Source organism: Agrobacterium sp. A3-95, from assembly GCF_053521785.1.
In genome coordinates this window covers 201,322-221,742 of the sequence record NZ_JBNWDR010000010.1, presented here as the reverse complement: position 1 = coordinate 221,742, position 20,421 = coordinate 201,322, and the positions used below count along the sequence as shown (strand labels likewise).

20 protein-coding genes are annotated in these 20,421 nt (G+C 58.7%); 7 read left to right on the top strand and 13 right to left on the bottom strand.

All coding sequences use genetic code 11. The annotated features are described in order from the left end of the window. Positions 1-2: 2 nt before the first annotated feature. The 4 genes from ACQZ5Y_RS23575 to amaB form a co-directional block, all read right to left on the bottom strand. A complete protein-coding gene (locus tag ACQZ5Y_RS23575) occupies positions 3-830 on the bottom strand; it encodes an ABC transporter ATP-binding protein (RefSeq protein WP_019566504.1) in 828 nt (275 codons plus the stop codon). 8 nt (positions 831-838) lie between these two features. Next, positions 839-1,618, bottom strand: coding sequence for an ABC transporter permease subunit (locus ACQZ5Y_RS23570; RefSeq protein ID WP_004432039.1), 780 nt, complete (start codon positions 1,616-1,618; stop codon positions 839-841). Positions 1,619-1,641: 23 nt separating this feature from the next. Next, positions 1,642-2,595 carry an aliphatic sulfonate ABC transporter substrate-binding protein gene (locus tag ACQZ5Y_RS23565; protein WP_004432036.1) on the bottom strand — a complete coding sequence of 318 codons (954 nt, stop codon included), beginning with the start codon at positions 2,593-2,595 and terminating at the stop codon, positions 1,642-1,644. A gap of 259 nt (positions 2,596-2,854) precedes the next feature. Continuing rightward, a complete protein-coding gene (amaB, locus tag ACQZ5Y_RS23560) occupies positions 2,855-4,384 on the bottom strand; it encodes an L-piperidine-6-carboxylate dehydrogenase (protein ID WP_013762124.1) in 1,530 nt (509 codons plus the stop codon). Positions 4,385-4,599: 215 nt separating this feature from the next. Between amaB and ACQZ5Y_RS23555 the strand changes: the two genes are divergently transcribed. Then, on the top strand, positions 4,600-5,502 hold the full coding sequence (locus ACQZ5Y_RS23555) for a LysR family transcriptional regulator (RefSeq protein WP_004432029.1): 903 nt from the start codon (positions 4,600-4,602) through the stop codon (positions 5,500-5,502). Between the two features lie 4 nt (positions 5,503-5,506). Here the strand turns inward: ACQZ5Y_RS23555 and ACQZ5Y_RS23550 are convergent, their stop codons facing one another. Both ACQZ5Y_RS23550 and ACQZ5Y_RS23545 read right to left on the bottom strand, forming a co-directional pair. Further along, on the bottom strand, positions 5,507-6,487 hold the full coding sequence (locus ACQZ5Y_RS23550; RefSeq protein WP_111799416.1) for a glutathione S-transferase family protein: 981 nt from the start codon (positions 6,485-6,487) through the stop codon (positions 5,507-5,509). 105 nt (positions 6,488-6,592) lie between these two features. After that, the gene (locus tag ACQZ5Y_RS23545; RefSeq protein WP_004432025.1) at positions 6,593-7,480 is read right to left on the bottom strand and encodes a DMT family transporter; all 888 of its coding nucleotides are present in this window, start codon (positions 7,478-7,480) and stop codon (positions 6,593-6,595) included. A 376-nt stretch (positions 7,481-7,856) separates the two neighbouring features. On the opposite strand from ACQZ5Y_RS23545, the gene ACQZ5Y_RS23540 reads away from it, so the two are divergent. Together ACQZ5Y_RS23540 and ACQZ5Y_RS23535 are read left to right on the top strand one after the other, a co-directional pair. Continuing rightward, entirely contained in the window at positions 7,857-9,188 is a 1,332-nt protein-coding gene (locus ACQZ5Y_RS23540) for a UDP-glucose dehydrogenase family protein (RefSeq protein WP_448782323.1), read from the top strand. A gap of 86 nt (positions 9,189-9,274) precedes the next feature. Further along, positions 9,275-10,297, top strand: coding sequence for an NAD-dependent epimerase (locus tag ACQZ5Y_RS23535; RefSeq protein ID WP_013762120.1), 1,023 nt, complete (start codon positions 9,275-9,277; stop codon positions 10,295-10,297). 1 nt (position 10,298) lies between these two features. On the opposite strand, the gene ACQZ5Y_RS23530 is transcribed toward ACQZ5Y_RS23535, so the two are convergent. From ACQZ5Y_RS23530 to ACQZ5Y_RS23515, 4 genes are read right to left on the bottom strand one after another with little or no spacing between them, the layout of a single operon-like run. Continuing rightward, positions 10,299-11,345: a glutathione synthase gene (locus ACQZ5Y_RS23530; RefSeq protein ID WP_004432010.1), complete on the bottom strand. Its 1,047-nt coding sequence runs from the start codon at positions 11,343-11,345 to the stop codon at positions 10,299-10,301. 17 nt (positions 11,346-11,362) lie between these two features. Beyond that, entirely contained in the window at positions 11,363-13,240 is a 1,878-nt protein-coding gene (locus ACQZ5Y_RS23525) for a flavohemoglobin expression-modulating QEGLA motif protein (protein ID WP_174060224.1), read from the bottom strand. Beyond that, positions 13,237-14,067: an N-formylglutamate amidohydrolase gene (locus ACQZ5Y_RS23520; protein ID WP_174060223.1), complete on the bottom strand. Its 831-nt coding sequence runs from the start codon at positions 14,065-14,067 to the stop codon at positions 13,237-13,239. Before ACQZ5Y_RS23520 ends, ACQZ5Y_RS23525 begins: the two co-directional genes overlap by 4 nt. Then, positions 14,048-14,311 carry a hypothetical protein gene (locus ACQZ5Y_RS23515; protein WP_076844517.1) on the bottom strand — a complete coding sequence of 88 codons (264 nt, stop codon included), beginning with the start codon at positions 14,309-14,311 and terminating at the stop codon, positions 14,048-14,050. Before ACQZ5Y_RS23515 ends, ACQZ5Y_RS23520 begins: the two co-directional genes overlap by 20 nt. Positions 14,312-14,355: 44 nt before the next feature. Here ACQZ5Y_RS23515 and ACQZ5Y_RS23510 point away from each other — a divergent pair, with 44 nt between their 5' ends. The 4 genes from ACQZ5Y_RS23510 (at position 14,356) to ACQZ5Y_RS23495 (ending at position 17,185) form a co-directional block, all read left to right on the top strand. Continuing rightward, positions 14,356-14,583: a hypothetical protein gene (locus ACQZ5Y_RS23510; protein WP_174060222.1), complete on the top strand. Its 228-nt coding sequence runs from the start codon at positions 14,356-14,358 to the stop codon at positions 14,581-14,583. A 17-nt stretch (positions 14,584-14,600) separates the two neighbouring features. Then, positions 14,601-15,161, top strand: a complete 561-nt coding sequence (locus ACQZ5Y_RS23505; RefSeq protein ID WP_174060221.1) for a type 1 glutamine amidotransferase domain-containing protein — start codon at positions 14,601-14,603, stop codon at positions 15,159-15,161. Positions 15,162-15,307: 146 nt separating this feature from the next. Next, the gene (locus tag ACQZ5Y_RS23500) at positions 15,308-16,534 is read left to right on the top strand and encodes an NAD(P)/FAD-dependent oxidoreductase (RefSeq protein ID WP_112178684.1); all 1,227 of its coding nucleotides are present in this window, start codon (positions 15,308-15,310) and stop codon (positions 16,532-16,534) included. Between the two features lie 150 nt (positions 16,535-16,684). After that, complete coding sequence (locus tag ACQZ5Y_RS23495; protein WP_004431986.1) at positions 16,685-17,185, top strand: YciE/YciF ferroxidase family protein; 501 nt, start codon at positions 16,685-16,687, stop codon at positions 17,183-17,185. A 79-nt stretch (positions 17,186-17,264) separates the two neighbouring features. Here the strand turns inward: ACQZ5Y_RS23495 and ACQZ5Y_RS23490 are convergent, their stop codons facing one another. From ACQZ5Y_RS23490 to ACQZ5Y_RS23480, 3 genes are all read right to left on the bottom strand, one after another. Next, a complete protein-coding gene (locus ACQZ5Y_RS23490; RefSeq protein WP_111799413.1) occupies positions 17,265-19,601 on the bottom strand; it encodes a glucose/quinate/shikimate family membrane-bound PQQ-dependent dehydrogenase in 2,337 nt (778 codons plus the stop codon). Between the two features lie 104 nt (positions 19,602-19,705). After that, complete coding sequence (locus ACQZ5Y_RS23485) at positions 19,706-19,936, bottom strand: hypothetical protein (RefSeq protein WP_111783887.1); 231 nt, start codon at positions 19,934-19,936, stop codon at positions 19,706-19,708. A 71-nt stretch (positions 19,937-20,007) separates the two neighbouring features. After that, positions 20,008-20,295, bottom strand: a complete 288-nt coding sequence (locus ACQZ5Y_RS23480; protein WP_236763043.1) for a hypothetical protein — start codon at positions 20,293-20,295, stop codon at positions 20,008-20,010. Between the last annotated feature and the right edge of the window lie 126 nt (positions 20,296-20,421).

Here is a 20,421-nt window from a genome sequence, read left to right as displayed (position 1 = left end):
CATCACCCACCGATTTCACCACGACCGAAAAGCTGGTTCAGAACCTGCTCTTCAAGCCGCGCGAATTCCGGGGTGCCGTGTCGGCGCGGACGCGGCAGTTTCACATCGAGATCAAGGGCGATGCGCCCCTCATCAATCACGACGATGCGGTCTGCAAGTGCGACGGCTTCCGAAACATCGTGCGTAACGAGAACGGCGGTGAATTTCTGCTTGCGCCAGATGCGCTCCAGCAGAAGCTGCATTTCGATGCGGGTGAGTGCATCGAGCGCCCCGAGGGGTTCATCCAACGCCAGAATTTGCGGATGCGCCACCAGCGCGCGTGCCAGCGCCACGCGCTGCTTCTGGCCTCCAGACAGGACATAGGGCCACTCGCCCGCCCGGTCCTTTAGCCCAACCTCTTCGAGAATGGCAAGCGCCTGCTCGTTGGCCGCCTCACCTTTGGCGATGCCGGTCAGGCCCACGGATACATTGTTTGCGATGCGCTCCCATGGCAGAAGGCGCGGCTCCTGAAACATCATGCGAGTGCGGCTCGATGCGTCTTTCGAAACGGTGCCGCTTGTGGGCGCATCAAGACCGGCCAAGATACGCAAAAGCGTGCTCTTGCCGCATCCACTCTTGCCGATAATAGCCAGAAACTCGCCTTCCCGCACATCGAGATCGATGCCGCGCAGAACCGGTTTATCGCCAAAGGTCTTGGTCACATTGCGGAAGCTGAAAGCGACCTTGCTGTCGTCCTGCTTGCCGCGCTGTTCAACCTTGGTCTCTGCCCCGGAAGGGGAGGATGATGGGGCATCGGGGCGTCTCAACGTCGTAACATTGCTGGTCGACATGGGTTACCTCAGACTTTCTTGAAGGCTGGATGCCACTGCAGGAAGATGCTTTCGAGGAAGCGGGCGAAACTGTCCGCCAGCTTGCCAAGAAGCGCGTAAATAAGGATCGACAGCACGACGACATCGATCAGCAGGAACTCGCGCGCCTGCATGGCCATGTAGCCGAGGCCGGAAGAGGAGGAAATCGTTTCCGCCACGATAAGCGTCAGCCACATGATGCCGAGCGCATAACGCAGGCCGGTGAAAATGGACGGCAGCGCGCCGGGCAGGATCACCCGCCGGAACAGGGTGAAGGGCGACATGCCATAGGTACGCCCCATCTCCACCAGTTGCGGATCGACCCCCTGAATGCCGAGCAGCGTGTTGATGTAGATGGGGAAAAACACTCCGAGTGCCACGAGGAAAAGCTTTGCCTCCTCGTCGATGCCGAACCAGAGGATGACGAGCGGAATGAGCGCCAGATGCGGGATGTTGCGGATCATCTGCAGCGTCGTGTCGGTAAAGCTGCGGGAAAACCGCGACAGTCCGTTGGCCAGCCCGAAGATGAAGCCAATCGCGCCGCCAACGGCGAAACCGGCCAGAGCGCGAGCGGAGCTGACGCCGATATTGGCGATGAGTTCCCCCGAAAGCAAAAGCCGCCAGAAGGCTTCCGCGACGGCAGAGGGAGCCGGCAGGACGTTTGCCGAAATGAGGCCGACGCGGGCAGCAAGCTCCCAGCCGGCAAGAATGATGGCAGGAAGCAACCAGCCCGTGATGCTTCCTGCCTCGATACGCCTTCTGATGCTCATCGCGAAGCCCTCCGTATCCGGGATCAGTTGGTGGCGCCTGACCAGACGGCATCCTTGATGCTGATCTGCTTAGGGATCAGGCCCAGGCGATAAAAGCGGTCGGCAGTTTCCTGCTGGCTGGCAATGATCTTGTCATCGATTTTCGAAATACCGAATTCCGAACGGTTCGCAGCCAACGTCTGCGCTTCCAGCGGTACACCTGTCACCTCATGCAGGGCTGCTGCAACCTTGTCGCGGTTGGCGGCGGACCATTTGGCCGCCTCGCCCAGGGCATCAAGCGTGATATTGATGGTGTCGGCATGGGATTTGGCATAGTCGCGGTTGGCGAGGAAATAGGTGCTCACGTTGAGAACCTCGCTGGTGCGGGCCAGAGTGACGGGCTTATAGCGGGTCTCGGCAATTGCATAGAACGGATCCCAGACGGCCCAGGCGTCGATCTTGTCGCTGGCAAAGGCTGCCGCCGCGTCAGCCGGGCTGAGATAGACCACGTCGATATCGCTAAATTTCAGGCCGTTCTTCTCAATTGCCGCCACCAGCAGATTGTGGGCGCTTGTGCCCTTGCCGACGCCGACCTTCTTGCCTTTCAGATCGGCAACCGACTTTATACCGCTCTCGGGCTTGGTGAAGATCGCCTCACCTTTACCGTTCGAGGGAAGAGCCGCAACGTAAACGATGGCCGAACCGGCGGCCTGACCGAAGATTGGCGGCGCATCGCCCGTCCAGCCGACATTGATGGAGCCAACATTCAAGGCCTCCACCAGCGGCGGGCCTGCGGTGAATTCGACCCACGAAACCTTGACGCCCTTGGCCTCAAGCGCCTTTTCGATGACGCCCTGTTGCCTCGCGATCACCGGCAGGCCGGTTTTCTGATAACCGATCTTCAGCTCTTCCGCCGCCTGCGCCTGCAAGGGCAGCACGGATAATGCAGCGGCAACAAGAAAACTGGCGGAGAGGGCACGACGGGTAATGGCTGGCATTTTAGCTCCTTGTCGCCGACCCCCCTGGGGCCGGTTTGCGATATGGAGCAATGCTAGGGTTTTCGATGAAAACGATAGAGAGAGGATAATTCAATATCAGCGATATTGCGGGAATAAAATTCCGCAGAGACGCCTCTTTCCCGCAAATCATCGCAGGAGGCATTAACAAGCCTGCTTAACAGACGAATGCCGGTGCGGACTGGCCGCACCGGCATGATGGATCAATATCGCTATCGAATGCGCAAACTTGCGAAGCGATTTACTCGATATCGAAGGAAACGCCCTGCGCCAAAGGCAGCGCCTTGGAGTAGTTGATCGTGTTGGTGGCGCGGCGCATATAGGCCTTCCATGCATCCGAACCGGATTCGCGGCCACCGCCGGTTTCCTTTTCACCACCGAATGCGCCGCCGATTTCCGCGCCCGAGGTTCCGATATTGACGTTGGCGATGCCGCAATCCGAGCCTTCCGAGGACAGGAAACGTTCCGATTCCTGAATGTCACGGGTGAAGATCGACGACGACAGACCAGCGGCAACGGCGTTATGCGCGTCAATCGCCTGATCGAGATCGCTGTACTTCATCACATAAAGGATCGGCGCGAAGGTCTCTTCCAACACCGGCCCTGCCTGTTCAGGCATTTCGACAAGTGCCGGCTTTACATAATAGGCATCCGGCGCACCCGTATCCACGCGCCCGCCGCCATTCACCACGCCGTCATGCGCCTTGGCCGCTTCGAGCGCCTTCTGCATGCCGTCGAAAGCCGCCTTGTCCACCAGCGGTCCGACAAGCGCCGATGTTTCGAGCGGATTGCCGACGGAGACGGAGGCGTAGGCCTTTTTCAGACGCGGCACGAGCTGGTCGTAAACACTGTCATGCACGAAGAGACGGCGAAGCGTGGTGCAGCGCTGGCCGGCCGTGCCCATGGCGCCGAAGGCAATGGCGCGCAGCGCCATGTCGAGATCGGCAGACGGGCAGACGATGCCGGCATTGTTGCCGCCCAGTTCCAGAATGGCGCGGGCGAAGCGCTTCGCCAGACGCGGGCCGACATCGCGGCCCATGCGGGTGGAACCGGTTGCAGAAACCAGGGGAACCTTGGGGTTGTCCACCAATGCTTCACCAACGGCGCGGTCGCCGATCAGAAGCTGCGACAGCCCTTCCGGCGCATCGCCAAAACGGGCTACGGCACGTTCGAAGATGCCCTGAACCGCAAGTGCCGTCAGCGGGGTCTTTTCAGATGGCTTCCAGACCACCGAATTGCCGCAGACTAGCGCGAGCGCCGCGTTCCACGACCAGACCGCGACCGGAAAATTGAAAGCGGAGATAACGCCGACAACGCCGAGCGGATGCCAGGTTTCCATCATACGGTGGCCGGGGCGTTCGGTGGCGATGGTGAGGCCGTAAAGCTGGCGGGACAAACCGACCGCGAAATCGCAGATATCGATCATCTCCTGCACTTCGCCGAGACCTTCGGACGGGACCTTGCCCGCTTCCAGCGAGACGAGCCGACCGAGATCTGCCTTGAAGGAGCGCAGTTCTTCGCCCAGAAGCCGGATCAGTTCGCCACGGCGCGGAGCAGGCACGTTGCGCCAAATCTTGAAGGCGGCATCGGCCTTGTCGACCACGGCTGCGACACCCTCGACCGAAATGGTCTTGAGGCTAGCGATCTGTTCACCCGTTACCGGGCTGAACGACGCCATATCGCCGCCGGTATAAAGATCGCGGGCGACGCCCATTCTGTCGAGCAGGGCCGCGGCTTCCTGTTTCACGTCAAGCTTCGTGGTCGCATCCATGTCAAATTATCCTTTTTGGCTCAAAGGGGAGGAAAGGCCGTTTTTGATACGGCGCTTTCAACTCCCGTCGCTCTTCTTTCCCCGAATTTATCATTTTGTGAAACGGTGCCTCCGTCGAAGCCGGCAAAACACCATTCCATTCTTTCCCGTAATCATATATGGCCATAATGACCCTTTTCCAATGAGGAAAGCGGGTAAGTTGATGCGAGAATGGTATGGATCCGCGCAGAAGACTGGTCCCTGATATCGTAACCCTGCAAGCATTCGAGTGTGCCGCAAGGCATGGGAATTTTACCCGTGCGGCGGAAGAACTCAACCTCACGCAAAGTGCGGTCAGCCGGCAGATCGGCGAACTCGAGGCGCAGACCGGAATGCAGCTTTTCGAACGCATCCGCCGGCGCGTCGTCCTTTCGGAAGCGGGTCGCAAATTCCTGCCAGACGTGCGGCGCCTGTTGCAGCAATCCGAACAGCTGATGGTGCGCGCGGTCTCGGCCGGAACATCGCATGCATCACTTTCCGTCGCCACCCTGCCAACCTTCGGCAGCCGATGGCTGATGCCCCGTCTTCACCGCTTCATCGACGCCAACCCGGAAATGACCATCACCATCGGCTCGCGCTCGCACCCCTTCGATTTCGATGAGGAAGGTTTCGACCTCGCCATCCATTACGGCCAGCCGGTCTGGGCTCACGGCACCTGCACCTTTTTATGCAACGAAGTGATCGTGCCGGTCGCCAGCCCCGCTCTGCTTCAGCGCGCGGGAATGAGAGAGCCGGAGGATTTTAACCGACAACCGTTGCTACACGTGACCACACGGCCGAAACTATGGACTGAGTGGCTGGAGATGAATGGGGTAACGGCGGAGAATGCCTATAGAGGCAGCCGTTTCGACCAGTTTTCTATGATCATTGAAGCAGCCATAAGCGGCATCGGTTTTGCCCTTCTGCCAAAATATCTGATCGAGGCGGAACTCGTCTCCGGCCGTCTCGAAATCGTCTTCGACATTCCACTGCAAACCGACAAGAGCTATTACGTCGCCTTGCCGGAAGGGCGGCAGGACAATGTCCTTGCCCGCGCCTTCCAGGCATGGCTTCTCGATCAGGTCGGCAAGCCGGCCTAGATATTCACACAGTGCCGCCGATGGAAACCTCGTCAAGCCCCGGCAGATCGGGGCCGACCGGCACGATCCGGGTCGGATTGAGCGCCTTGATCGAATAATAACCGCGCTTGATGTGGTCGATATTGACCGTGTCACGCACGCCCGGAATGTTCAGCACCCGCATCATATAGGCCTGCAGGGCCCGATAGTCGGCAATGCGGCGAAGGTTGCACTTGAAGAGGCCGTAATAGGCGGCATCGAAACGCACCAGCGTCACGAAAAGCCTGACATCCGTTTCCGTCAGGCGATCGCCGAAGAGGAAGGGACCGCCTGATGCCAGGCGAGTTTCAAGTTCCTGAAGTGTCGCGAAGACGTCGGCGAAGGCTTCCTCATAGGCAAGCTGGGTGGTGGCAAAACCGGTTCTGTAGACACCGTTGTTGAGGCGGGGATAGATATGGTCGTTGAGCGCATCAATCGCGTCCCGCAGATCTTCCGGATAAAGATCGATGTCGTTATCGGCCAGATCGCCGAAGCCGGAATTCAGCATGCGGAGAATGTCGGCGGATTCGTTGTTGACGATGGTTTTCGTCTTCTTGTCCCAAAGAACCGGAACGGTGGCACGGCCGGTATAATGCGGATCGGCGCTGGTATAGGCTTCGTGCATATAAGCGAAGCCGTTCAGCCCGTCGCGATCCGAACCTGGATAATCGCCGAATTTCCAACCCTCGTCGGAGAGCGCCGGCTCCACAATTGAGACCGAAATGACATCCTCGAGCTTCTTGAGCTTGCGGCCGATCAGCGTGCGTGAGGCCCATGGACAAATCAGCGCGACATAGAGATGATAGCGCCCAGCCTCGGCCTTGAAACCGCCCTCTCCCGTCGGGCCTGCTGAACCATCAGACGTTACCCAGTTGCGGAAGCCGGATGTCTGGCGAACGAAACCACCCTTCTTGTCGGTCGCCTGCACCGGGTGCCATTCGGCGGTCCACTTTCCATCCACGAGCATTTTGGGCTCTCCATTCATCTATCGATGAAAAGCTTATGGGGCCGTCTGCACCCACCCCGCAAGCCGCGCTTCGGTTGACGCACTGTTTCCGATCGATGGATGACTTCAAAGCCGATTGCGGAAAAACGGATTCCAGCGAACTGTGCCGAGCCTGACCCTTTCGCGGATCATCGTCAGAAGTCCAGATGCGGCGATGACACCCAGCCCAAGCACCGCGATCGCATCTGGATATTCGTGGAAGAAAGTCATGCCGATCGCCACGGCCCAGAGGATCTGAGAATAATGCGAGGGTGCAATCTGGCTGGCCGGCGCGATACGTGTTGCGACGAGCAGCGTTATCTGTCCCGTCGCCGTGCAGAGGCCGATGAAGGCAAAGGCGGCGAACTGGTGCAGATTGGGCATGACGAACTCGGGAATCGAGGCAATGCCGTTGAAGGTGAGGCCGTAGACCAAAAGCACGCCCATTATCGAGGTGCGCTTCTCCTTGCCCGCAAGCGAGCGGAGCAGCACGATGGTCATCGCCGCCAGGAATGCGACACCGATGGCTGCGACGTGCCCGAGTTCCAGCGCCTTGAAGCCGGGCCGCACGACGAGCAGAACACCGACGATGCCGGCCAGAACGGCCGCCCAGCGCCATGGCCCTATATCTTCCTTCAATACGACAGCCGACAGCACTGTCACAAACAGCGGTGAGAGAAAGATCAGCGCATAGGCTTCGGCCAGCGGAATGGTTGTGAAGGCATAGATACCGAGAATACCGGCGAACAGGCCGGAAATCGCCCGCCCGTGCACCGCAAACGGACGGCTCATGCGCCAGAATTCACGCCACCTTTCCTCACGCGGCTTGCTGAAGAAGATGAAGATGCCGGAAAACAGGATGCTGAAAAAGCCGATCTCGAAAACGCTGATCTGTGATCCAAGCGACTTGATCGTGGCATCGCCCAAGGAAAAGGTCGCATAAGCGAACAGACCGAGCAGAAAACCCTTTTGCATTTGAACTTCCCCGAACAGCGACCGCAACGCAAAGCGCACCCCGGCCGCTTAAAGCAACCCGGACGCCCCTTAAGGGACAGACAGTCTGGCAGATTTGATCCTCACCCTATGGCTAGACCCGGCTACCTATGAGTGCAAGCCGCAAAAGCCGCAAAAACACCCGATCCGACCGCATCGATGCAGATGGCAGCAAGGTGCGGCAAATTTGTCCCGCCGACGCCATCATATCACCGTCACGGAAAGAGGTTAGCCCGTGTTGATCGTGGCGCTTGGCGGCAAGCGTGAAGGCGGCTAAACAATGTGGTGTGATTGCACCCGCTGATTTCGCCTGAAGCTTGCTGCGCGAACATCGCCTCACGAACCGAAAGGAAGAAGAATGCGGATAGTGATGATCGGTGCCGGTTATGTCGGCCTTGTTTCCGGTGCGTGTTTTGCCGATTTCGGCCATGACGTGATCTGCGTGGACAAGATGCCGGAGAAGATCGAAGCGCTGAAAAGCGGCCATATCCCGATCTTCGAACCGGGTCTGGAAGTCATCGTTGCCAACAACGCCAAGGCGGGCCGATTGAGCTTCACCACCGATCTCTCCTCCGCGGTTGCCAATGCCGATGTCGTCTTCATCGCGGTCGGCACGCCCTCGCGGCGCGGCGACGGCCACGCCGATCTCGGTTATGTCTATGCGGCGGCGAAAGAAATCGCCCATTCGCTTGACGGCTTCACCGTCATCGTCACCAAGTCTACCGTTCCCGTCGGCACGGGGGACGAGGTGGAACGCATCATCCGCGAAGAAAACCCTTCGGCCGATTTTGCCGTGGTTTCCAATCCGGAATTTCTGCGGGAAGGCGCGGCCATCGAGGATTTCAAGCGACCGGACCGCATCGTCGTCGGTCTTTCCGACGAGCGCGCCCGCCCGGTGATGACGGAGGTTTACCGTCCGCTCTATCTCAACCAGTCGCCTTTGCTCTTCACCACCAGGCGCACTTCGGAACTGATCAAATATGCCGCCAACGCCTTTCTGGCGATGAAGATCACCTTTATCAACGAAATGGCGGATCTATGCGAAAAGGTCGGCGCCAATGTTCAGGATATTTCGCGCGGCATCGGCCTCGATGGCCGCATCGGCGCGAAGTTCCTGCATGCCGGCCCCGGTTATGGCGGCTCCTGTTTCCCCAAGGATACGCTGGCGCTTGCCAAGACCGCACAGGACTATGACGCCCCTGTGCGGCTGATCGAGACCACCATCGCCATCAACGACAACCGCAAGCGCGCCATGGGCCGCAAGGTCATCAACGCGGTGGGTGGCGACGTGCGCGGCAAGAAGATCGCCGTCCTTGGCCTGACCTTCAAGCCCAATACCGACGATATGCGCGACAGCCCGGCGATTGCCATCATCCAGACCCTCCAGGACGGCGGCGCCAAGGTGGTCGGCTACGATCCGGAGGGAATGGTGAATGCCCGCCATGTGATCGAGGGTATCGACTATGCCAGCGGTCCCTACGAGGCTGCCGAAGGCGCCGATGCCCTCGTGATCGTGACGGAATGGAACCAGTTCCGCGCACTCGATCTGCCGCGCCTGAAGGCCATCATGAAAACCCCCGTTCTGGTTGATCTGCGCAATATCTACCGCACGGACGAGGTCACCGGGCACGGCTTCGTTTATGCCGGCATTGGCCGCCCGCACGACAGCAGTTCCGACAAGGGCCAATAGCGGTTTCGCCTTCGAAGTTTCATTAAAACGGTTTTTGCGCTTCGGTTCGGCCGCAAACGCACCAACGGATGTGGGATATAGTCATCATGCGTTATCTGGTTACCGGCACCGCGGGCTTCATCGGTTTTTACGTTGCCAAACGGCTGCTCGATGCCGGCCATTTCGTAACCGGTTTCGACGGGATGACGAAATATTACGATGTCAGCCTGAAAGAAAAACGCCATGCGATCCTTTCCCGCTCCAACGGTTTCAGGGCCGAAATCGGCATGCTGGAAGACACGGATGCGCTGAAGCGCGCGGCAGAGGCTGCCGAACCGGAAATCATAATTCACCTCGCCGCTCAGGCGGGTGTTCGCTACAGCCTCGAAAATCCACGCGCCTATATCGATTCCAATCTCATCGGATCGTGGAACATGCTGGAGCTTGCCAAGAACCTGCGTGTCAAACACCTGATGCTGGCTTCGACTTCCTCCATCTACGGCGCCAATGAAAAAATTCCCTTTGCGGAAAGCGACAAGGCCGACGAGCCGATGACGCTTTATGCGGCCACCAAAAAATCGATGGAATTGATGGCGCACAGCTACGCCCATCTCCACAAACTGCCCACCACAGCCTTCCGTTTCTTCACGGTTTACGGACCGTGGGGACGGCCGGACATGGCGCCAATCAAATTCGTCGACGCCATCTCGAACGGCGAGCCGATCGATATTTACGGCCAAGGCAATATGAGCCGCGACTTCACCTATATCGATGACCTCGTTGAAGGTATCGTCCGGCTGAGCCAGGTCATTCCGTCCGAGGAAAACCGGGTAACTGAGGAAGGCGTCACCGACACGCTGTCGCACCACGCACCCTTCCGCATCGTCAATATTGGCGGCGGCCAACCGGTAGAGCTGATGCACTTTGTCGAAACGGTCGAAAAGGCGGTCGGCAGGCCGGCAATCCGCAACATGTTGCCGATGCAGCAGGGAGACGTTCCCCGCACCTTCGCTTCACCCGATCTTCTGAGGGCCTTGACGGGCTATGTGCCGCAAACCCCGGTTGAGGAGGGCATCAAGGCCCTCGTCGCCTGGTATCGTGACATGCAGTCGACGGAGCTGCGCGAATAAATCAAAGCGTCGCCAGCAGACGATTTGAAAGCATACCGCCGGAGGCGCTCTGCATGGCGATCTTGGTTTCCACGGCTTCGATGATCGTATCGCTGAAATCGACATCGGTGAGGTCGCGAATGTTGGAGAGACCGCCGGGCGAAAACACGTTTACCTCCAGTATCTTGTCGCCGACAATATCAAGCCCGACCAGGAACATACCGTCTTCCACCAGCTTGGGCCGCATCATTTCGGCAAGCGCCACAATCTCGTCCGTCACCTTCACGGCCTCGGCAGTGCCCTTGGCGTGAATGTTGGAGCGCAGATCGCCTTTTGCCGGAACGCGGCGCAAAGCCGCATATTGTCCGTCGCGCATCAGAGGCTTGCCATTCATCATGAAGAACCGAATATCGCCATCCTTGGCGGCCGGCAGATAGGCCTGTGCAATCAAGTAACCTTCGAGACTGACCGCCTCGAAAATCTGGTTGAGATTGGCCTCCTTGCTGGAGCCGATCTTGAAGACGTTCTTGCCGCCTGAACCCTGCAGCGGCTTGACGATGACACCCTTAGGGTGGGTATCCGCAAATGCGCGTATTTCATCGACATTGCGCGAGATGATCGTGGTCGGGCGTACGATTTCCGGAAAGCTCTGGAAATAGAGCTTGTTCTGCGCCAGCGCCAATCCTTCCGGGTCGTTCAAAACCACAACGCCGCGCTGTTCTGCCAGCCGCCCGAACAGAATGCCGGCATGCACCGCCCATGGCCGCGTCGTCTGATCCAGCGAGGGATCGTTGCGCAGCATCAGCGCGTCGATTTCCTCTACATCCATGGTACGCCGTTCCAGTGCTTTGTCCTGAAGTGCCGCGTGAAAAGCATCGGCTTTCTTGTATTTGGCCTTCGGTAGAACGGTGGCGTGTACGGTCAGGCTATCATCCGAGCGCAAGGTAAAATCGCCAGGCGTCAGATACACCACCTCGTGACCGCGATTGAGCGCCGCCATGGCCAGCAGGCCGGTTGCGAAAGTAGGCCCCTCAGTTTCGATGGAATTGACGAAAAATGCGATACGCATAAGCCCCTCCTGTAATATTACAATGTCGCCAGTTCGGCGATGGATAATCCGGCCCGCATCTTTTCCAGCCGCTCATTGGCCTTGGCCGGCAGCAGAAAAGCGGGACGTACGCCCGGCGGACGCAAGAGGCCGCGCAAGGCAAGCTCCTGCATCACCGGGAAATGGGCAGCGGCAATCTTGCCCATCCAGAACGGATCGAGCGCGCCACCCTTGCGCAGATGCTCCAGCACCTCCGCAAGCCCACGCAGATAGATCGCGTCCTTGGAAAGACCGCCGCCACGATAGATGCGCAAAACCATGTTGAAGGCGCCGGCCTCGTCGAAACCATGATCGCGGGTCATAGTCCGGAACGTCTCAACAAAAGTCGCGCCGTCCAGCATGGCGGCGCAGCCGACGACACGGCCGGCGATCAGCCGCAGGCGCTCGCGCGTCATGCCGCCGGCCAGATGTTCCGCCAGCACTGCCAGCCCTTCCTGCACGCCCTCGTAACCGGAAAGGCCGGTGCGGAAGAGCCGGAGGCCCTGAAACGAACCGTTGAAATAGGTGAGGAGATGCACGCCGATCTCATGCGACAGCAGCGCCTCGACCCGGCGCTGTTCCATGACGGTGTGGCGAGAAATCAGGAGCTTCTCGCCCGTCACCATCAGGCCAGGCGGCAGGTCATCCCTGATCTCGACACGCGCCTTGAATTCGGGCTCCTCTGCCAGATAGGTCTCGATCATCTCGCGCGATTTTTTGGCGACCGCATAACAATCGACCATGGCGATTTCGCCGCTCTCATCCTTGCGTGGGCAATCGGCAAGCACCTTGAGCGCCAGCGTCAGAAGCGCGGGTTCGACGGCACCGTAAAGGGCGCGGGAGAAATCGGTGAAAGTACGGCGATGCAGATTGGCGAGCATGGTCAGTTGCAGATCGATCTCCTGCTGTTTCTCCCGGTAGAGATGATAGAGCACCGGGTCTTCCAGATGATCGAAAACGACGGAATAGAGCTTGCGTTTCTGCTCTTCGACGTCAACGCCGAGCGGCCGGTAAAGCAGGCGCGGCGCATATTGGAAGCTGCCTTCGCGAAATTCCTCGAAGGCCCGGCGGGCATTGATCGGCGTCACGGACAGAAGAAAATCAAAGGACGAGACGATGTCGTCTATTGAACGATCGGCACGCCTGACGGCATCAACGAAGGCCTTGCGGCCGAGCGCGCGATGGCTGGTAACCTTGAGTGCGTCTTTACCGGCAGCGAATGACGAGAAGGCCTGAAGGCCGGCATCGAAAATATCTGCAATCATCGTCTCGCGCAGGCCGGGATAATCGGCGCCGGATTCAGGCTGTCGGTAGATCGGCGCGAAACGCACGCTGATGCAGGGGAAATCAAGCCCGGCATTTTGAAATCTGAGGATCGGATCGGCATCCGGTTCGGGCCGGGTTATGCGGGGCGTGCGGAAACGCACTTCGGCATCACAAACCGCCTTGATGAAAACACGGCGTGCACTTTGCGTTTCCGGCTCAGATGTTGCCGAGACGGAAACCTCATAATGCGGCAGGAAAGGTGAATCGTCAGCGAGCAGAATGTCGTGTTCCAGTTCGCCGATATCGAGAACCATGAAGGCGCCGAAACGTTCGCGCATGGCCGTGCCGACGGCTGCAATCAGGGGTGCAGCCTCCTGAATGCTCGATGCGATCAGATAAGATGCATGCGCAGAGGCGATATCGCGGGCCGCAAGGTCCTTCGTGCCACCGGTCAGATGCAGGCAAAGAAACGGCAGCGGCCGGTCGATATGCAGCCGGCCGTTCTTTCCGACATCACGACGGACGGCTTTGCCGGCCTCAAGGCAGGCGACGACATCGTCTACCAGCTCGATAACCGGTAACGGTTCACTACGCGCCGAGGAGACGTTCATCGCCGCGCCCTCAGGCACTCTTCGAGTACCGGCTGAAGTGCGGTGATAGCGTCGCGAATATCGGAAACGACGCGCTTATCCGGCTTACCGGTCCACTCGTCCATGAAGAATTTCTTGAACTCCACTGCGATGGCGCAGCCGTTCTGCGCAAAACGCTCGTGAATAAACCGGGTCTGCTCACCCTTGCCCTGAAAGGCGACGTTCTCGCGTACATCAAGGCGGCGTCCGCCGATGGTGGCTGTCGCGAAATGATGGCCCACCGCACTGACGACGTCACTCCAGCGGCTGCGATCCATGGAAAATGTGCCGATATTGATATCAGGCGCTTCCGCCTGTGGCGTTGGCGGCGCTGTAGCGCCCTGCCGGCGATGATTGTAGCTGTGTATGTCCAGCACGACAAAAGCACCATGCCGCCGCTCGACGGTTGAAAGAACTGCTTCGAGCATTGCGTAATAGTCGGCATGAAAATCGAGCGATTGCCGGGTGGCCTCTTCCGGCGGCTCCTGTTTCCAGACCTCCAGCCCCCAGGATTGTTCCGGCTTCAGATAAACTGCCTGATCGGCGGAACGGTTGAGATCGATTTCGAAACGTGAATGGTGAACGACAATGCGGTTTGTCATCCCCGCGATCATCTCGCCGGTAAAAGGGTCTTCCTCCCTAAGCCGCTGCTCGGCGGAAAGAGCCATCAGCGAGGCTATGTCCGGGCGAATGAGATGACCATCATGAATGGCCGTGCCGATGATCGGTGAATTGCCGAAGTCGATCGACCAGAAACCCTTGTTTTCGTCGTTGCCGCGGCACTCGCCGTCACTGTGTCTGGCTGTCATGCTGCCTCCCCTGCATCTGGGGTAAAACAGCACGACTTGCCGGTTTGTTCCGATAAAAATTGCGCGCGATACATTTGTCCTCGGCAAGAATCCGCCTGAAAAAATGCGGAACCATACCGGAAAGCTCACGTTGTTCTGGCAGGAGGGCCGCCGTGTCAAACGGACACGATGGCGCTGAAGAACATCGGGATTTTTCCGTTTTCTCCCGGTGGCCAACGAAATGGCAGCCGAGCTTCTTACCCATCCGGCGCCCTCCGTCCCCGCTTTCCACGCACAAGGAACCGCGACATGGAAAAGACCGAAATGCGTAAACTTGCAGAAGAATATCTGCGGCTCGGCGGCACCCGTCAGGTCATGATCGACGACAACAAGACCTTCGTGCGCCAATGGGAAGACGAACCGGCAGAAGCCGAGACCTTCTGGCAAACGAATATCGAAAAGCTCGATCCGGAGCGCCGTGAGGATGTGGAGTTTTTTCTGCCCTCCGTGAATTCGGACAAAGACGAAAACAGATAAACAGGAAGGAAACAGACATGACTGCCATCAACACTGCAAAAATCGTCATTCTCGCAACGGACGGCTATGAGCGTTCGGAACTGCGCGTGCCATATGATCAGCTGAAGGCCAAGGGCGCGGACGTCAAGATCGCCTCGGTCAAGGATGGTGAGATCAAGAGCTGGGACGAAAAGAACTGGGGCGACAGCATCGCCGTCGATATGTCCGCGAAGAACGTCAGCGCCAATGATTTCGATGCACTCGTCCTGCCCGGCGGCCAGATCAATCCGGACGTATTGCGTCATGACGAGGATGCAATGCGCGTGGTGCGAGATTTCGTCAAATCCGGCAAGGTCGTGGCTGCCATCTGCCATGCCCCTTGGCTTCTGGTTGAAGCAGATGCCCTGCGCGGTCGTGACGCGACCTCCTATTGGTCGATCAAAACCGACCTGAAAAATGCCGGCGCCAACTGGAAGGACGAAAAGGTTGTAACCGATAAGGGCATCATCACGTCTCGCAGCCCCGATGATCTGGACGCCTTCGTCGCCAAAATCATCGAGGAGGTCGAAGAAGGCAACCACGAGCGCCGCGCTGCCTAAGGGCAGTAAAGCGGAAAAAAACCAGAGCGCATCCGGCCTATCCAAAATGGCCGGATGCGCTCTCTGTCTTTGTTTGTTCGCATTTTCCAGACGTAACCCGCCAGGCGTTTCCACCGTAAATGCCCTGCACCTTTCAGGAAAACTCCATGCCCACATCGGAACTGACGAAGGAACGCGACCTCAGGGAATCGAAACCCCTTTGGGCCGACACGCCACGCATAGGCCTCCGCACCAGGAACACCCCGAGTTCCGACCATTACGATACGATCGTCGTCGGCGCCGGCATCAGCGGCGCGCTTGCCGCCCATGCGTTGCAGAGACCGGGGCAATCCATGCTGATCGTCGACCGGCGTGATCCGGTGATGGGCAGCAGTGTCGCCAGCACTGCGATGATACAGCACGAGATCGACACACCCCTGATCGAGCTCAGAAAGATGATCGGCAAGGATGCTGCTGATCGGGCGTGGCAGCGCTCCGCGCGCGCCGTGCTGCGGCTGGAGGAAATCGTTTCTTCGCTTGGCATTTCCTGCAGCATGGCGCGCAAACAGGCGCTTTATCTTGCCGGAGACGAGATGGGTTTGCGTGCATTGAAGGCCGAAGCGGCAGCGCGCGAAGAGGCCGGGATCGAGGCCCGCTTTCTCGACACCGCAGAACTTAAAAACGACTATGCGATTGAGCGGACAGGGGCGATCCTCAGCGATATCTCCGCTTCCGCCAATCCGGCGCAGCTGACGGCAGGCCTGTTGCGCCACACAGCGGGCGCCGGCGCTGAGATCGTTTCACAACTTGAAATCACCGATCTTCGAAATCTCGGTGACGAGGTGGTCGTCGCCACAGCACAGGGCGAAATCATTTCCGCGCGCAATATCGTTTTCTGCACCGGATACGAATTCCTGAAATCGCTCGAAAGCCCGAAACACCAGATCATCTCCACCTGGGCGCTGGCGAGTGCGAAGGGTATCGATCTGCCGGACTGGCTGAGTAGCCATATCCTCTGGGAGGCTTCAGATCCCTATCTCTACCTGCGCACCGACCGGGACGGGCGCCTTATTGCCGGTGGTGAGGATGAAGAGAACTCCACATCCTACCTGTCTGAGAGCAAGCTTGCCTCCAAGGCGGATGCAATCAAACGCAAGATCGAAAAGCTTCTTGGCGTCGACATCGGCGAACCCGAATATCGCTGGGCGGCCGGCTTCGGCACGACCACCACGGGCCTGCCGCTGATCGGCGCGGTTCCCGGCATGAAGAACGTTTATGCCGTCATGGGCTTTGGCGGCAACGGCATCACCTTCAGCCAGATCGCCGCCGAGATCGTCGCCGCCGCCGTTAATGGTGGCAAGGACCCCGACGCCGATCTCTTCCGTTTCGACTGATGCCCCCTCGTCATCCCGTATGCGGCGGAGCGTCTGCTGGAATATAAAACGTTGCGCGCAACAGAGCCGGAACCATAGGGGCTCCGAAAGGTTTGTCTCCCGTGCGCAATGGCGTACATCACGCACTTTCACACCATGGGAGAAGAACCAATGGCCGAGAAAAAACTCGACGACCTGTTTTACGATACGCTGAAGGATATCTATTACGCCGAAAGGCAGATCCTGAAAGCTCTGCCGAAAATGGCGCGCGCAGCGACAGACCCGAAGCTGAAACAGGCCTTCGAAAAGCACAAGGAAGAAACGCAGGGCCAGATCGAACGCCTGCAGGAAGTGTTCGAGATCATCGGCAAGCGGGCGCAGGGTAAGACATGCGAGGCCATCCAGGGCATCATTGCCGAGGGTGAAGAGATCATGGACGATTTCAAGGGTACCGCAGCTCTCGATGCCGGTCTCATTTCCTCGGCTCAGGCGGTCGAACATTACGAAATCGCCCGTTATGGCACCCTGAAGGCATGGGCCGAAAAGCTTGGTCACGCCAATGCCGTTACCCTGCTGGATGCGACGCTGAAGGAAGAGTCCAAGACGGACGATGCGCTGAGCGCGCTTGCCAAGACATCGATCAATGCCGCAGCACAGAAAAAGGCGGCCTGATCGCCTTTTCCAACTGCACAAGCAAAAACCGGAATGGTCACCCATTCCGGTTTTTTTGTTTGATTGAATCCGCCTCGTTTTACGGCAGGGTATAGGCGATCACATAGTCGCCCGGCTTGGTTCCGACAGAGCCGTGACCGCCCGCGACCATCACAACATATTGCTTGCCGCCATCCAGCGCATAGGTCATGGGCGTTGCCTGCCCGCCAGCCGGCAGACGTGCTTCCCAGAGCTGTTTGCCGGTGGTGAGGTTGTAGGCGCGCAGATAGTTGTCGACGGCAGCACCGAGGAAGGCCACGCCACCCTTGGTAATCATCGGCCCGCCAATGCCCGGTACGCCCACCTTGAAGGGCAACGGCAGCGGCGTCATGTCATGGACCGTGCCGTTCTTGTGCTTGTAGGCGATATCGCCGGTGCGCAGGTCGGCACCCGCGACATAACCCCACGGCGGTGCCTGGCAGGGGATTTTCAGCGGACCGAGGAACGGTCCCATGAAGACGCCATAGGGCGCACCGTCATTGCGGTTCAGCCCCTGCTCACTGCCCTTCTCGTCCTGGCCCTTCGGCGGGATGTCGGCGCGCGGCACGAGCTGCGAGGTAAAGGCAAGGTATGTCGGCATGCCGAACATGACCTGACGTTCGGGATCGACCGCGACGCTGCCCCAGTTGAACGTGCCAAAATTGCCGGGATAGATGATGGAGCCGGTCAGCGAGGGCGGCGTGTAGCGGCCCTGATAGTTCAGCTGATGGAAGCGGATGCGGCAGGCGAGCTGATCGAACATGGAGACGCCCCACATGTCCTTTTCCTTCAGCGGCTCCGGCTTGAACGACAGCGCGGTGGTTGGCTGGGTCGGGGAGCTGAAGTCCTCAGGGATTGTACCGCCCGGTGCCGGTTCTTCTGTAATCGGCAGAAGCGGCTCACCCGTGCGCCGGTCCAAAACGTAGATATCGCCCTGCTTTGTGGGGCCGACGAGTGCGGGAACGCTTTGACCGTTCTTGGTGATGTCGAGCAGCACCGGCTGGGCCGGCACATCCATATCCCAGAGGTCGTGATGAACCGTCTGGCGCACCCAGCGATCCTTGCCGGTATTGATATCGAGCGCCACGATGGAGGAGGAATATTTCTCCACATTCTCGCTGCGACCCATACCGAGCTGGTCCGGCACCTGATTGCCGAGGGGTACGTAAACGAGGCCAAGCCCCTCGTCGTAACTCAACACGGACCAGCTGTTCGGCGAGTTTGTAGTGTAGGTTTCGCCTGCGGCAATCGGCTCGGTCTTTTCCGGATTGCCGGAATCCCAGTTCCAGATGAGTGCGCCGCTGTTCACATCGAAAGCACGGATGACGCCGGACTGTTCCTGCGTGGAGTAGTTATCGTTCACCGCACCGCCGATGATGATCTTGCCCGCCGCGATCACGGGCGGCGAGGTCGAATAATAATAACCGGCAGGATTGTATTTCATGCCCTGTTCCAGATGCAGCACGCCCTGATCCGCAAAGGATGTGCAGATCTGACCGGTCGCTGCATCAAGCGCAATCAGCCGCGCATCCGAGGTCGGCAGGTAAACGCGCTGGGCGCAGGCGGTGCCCTGTGCGGCATTGGGTTCGGCATAATAGGAAACACCGCGGCACGTCTGGTGCTGGCGGTCCGGGTTAAGACCGACATTGGGGTCGTATTTCCATTTTTCCTTGCCGGTGGCGGCATCGATGGCGATCGCCCAATTGTGCGGCGTGCAGATATAAAGCGTATTGCCGATCTTGAGCGGCGTTACCTGATAGGTGGTTTCACCCACATCATCCGGTAGCTTCACGTCGCCGGTCTGGTACCGCCACGCTTCCTTCAGCTGCGAAACATTATCGACATTGACCTGCGTCAGCGGCGAATAGCGCTGGCCATAAGGCGTGCGGCCGTATTGATGCCAATCGCCATCCGGCACGTCGCCGCCATAGATCGGAGCTGACGCCACCTTCTCCTCAGGCAAGGACCCTGCCTGGTCATGCGGATCCTGCGCCATCGAATATCCCGCCACCACAATGGAGGCGAGAACCGAGAGCGCGAGTGGCCAGGCATTCGGGCCGTAATTCAGCCCTGTCGGGCTTGAAAAACCGAGAGGCTTCCTGACCCAGGGCACCAGCAACCACAGGCCGATAAGAATGACGATGCCACCCCGCGGCCCAAGCTGCCACCAGTCGAAACCGACTTCCCAGAGTGCCCAGGCGAGTGTCGCGACAATGAAGACGGCATAGACGTGGAGAGCTGCCCGGTTACGCTTGAACAGCAGAATGGCTGTCAACAGGAAGGCCATACCGGAAAGGACGTAATAGAAGCTCCCGCCCAACATGACGAGCTGAGAGCCGAAACCGAACAGCGCGAGGCCGATCAGCGATAGAATAACCGCAGTAACGGTGACTGCCATGAATGAAACCCCCGATTCCTGTCACTTTGCGTGAAATGAAATTGGGGGCAATCTGGTTCCATACAAACTCAACATTCACCGTGAAAAATTTCACGGCATGCTGGTTATGGGTTTTGTGGCGCCGGGGCCGTCTCCGTCTGAGCGTTTTGCGGCCGGTTCTCGTCGGGTTCAAAAACCGCATATTCGACGACCGTCCAGACCACCAGCGCGAGAAGCAGACTGACAACCAGAATGACAAGAACCGGACGTCCTTTTACCCCTTGCCGCGCCCGCGTTGCCGTTTCATTTTTCGGATCATGCCGACCGCCAAGATAGCTGGTATTTTCTTTGGCCATGTCTCTCACTCCCTGTAACCCTGGTGATTTAATTCACAGGGACACAGTTTGTTCCAGACAGCAAAATCAGCTTAGCCGTACTCTGCGACCGCAAGTCTATCGGAACCGGCACCGTCGAACTCGTCGACCGCACTGAAACTTTGCCCAATCCCCAGCCACGAGAATGGTGGCCGGCGATTGACGTCTTCGGTTTCGCACTGGATTTCCGGCGGGTTTTCAGAAATCGACAGCCACAGCGGTGGTCCCGCCGTTTCAAAGTCGCATTGGTCGCCGGCGGCTTCGAGGTATCTTGTCGTGTCGCGGCGACGCACCCGCCATACGGGCAGCATCTCCAGAAAATTGAGAATTCGTATCATCATGATTGTCAGGCGAAATATCTATTAAAAACAACGTCCGCACTGTGGCACGCCCGCCGCGCAAGCGCATCCCTGCGGAGGTACAAGCGGAACGAATGGTCGGATTGTGCCAACATTCCGTCATACAGT